This is a genomic window from Clostridium boliviensis (genome assembly GCF_033342255.1).
Classification (GTDB): Bacteria; Bacillota; Clostridia; order Lachnospirales; family Lachnospiraceae; genus Lacrimispora; species Lacrimispora boliviensis.
The window spans coordinates 1-496 of record NZ_JAWONS010000098.1; the positions used below are offsets into that span (position 1 = coordinate 1).

At 61.5% G+C, this 496-nt stretch carries 1 protein-coding gene; it reads left to right on the plus strand.

Annotated elements, in window-relative coordinates; translation table 11 throughout:
• A partial coding sequence (locus RZO55_RS03770; RefSeq protein WP_318062954.1) for an ABC transporter permease occupies positions 1–496 on the plus strand: 496 nt, incomplete at both ends.

Sequence of the window (496 nt, forward strand, 5' to 3'; positions counted from 1 at the left end):
GGGCTGGTCCTGATTCTTATCTTTATGCTGATGGCGGTGTTTGCTCCGCTCATCGCCCCGTACGATCCCTATCGGATCGACGAAAACGCCGTATTGAGTCCGCCGTCGGCGGAACACCCGTTGGGTACCGATTCCTTCGGCCGGGATGTCCTGAGTCGGATGGTGTACGGGGCGCAAATTTCCTTCAAAGTGGGACTCATTTCCGTCGGCATCGCCCTCACGGCGGGGGTGTTGATCGGGGCGGCGGCGGGCTATTACGGCCGATGGGTGGATGCGGCCCTGTCGCGGGTGATCGATGTCCTGTTCTCCTTTCCGGACATCCTGCTGGCCCTGGTGATCATGGCGGTCCTCGGTGCCAGTCTGACCAATGTGATGATCGCCATCGGCATCGTCTACACCCCGATCTTCGCCCGGATCACACGCGGAGCGGTGTTGGAGATCAAGGAATCCCTTTTTATCGATGCGGCGCGGGTCCTCGGCGCCGGCCGGCTGACCA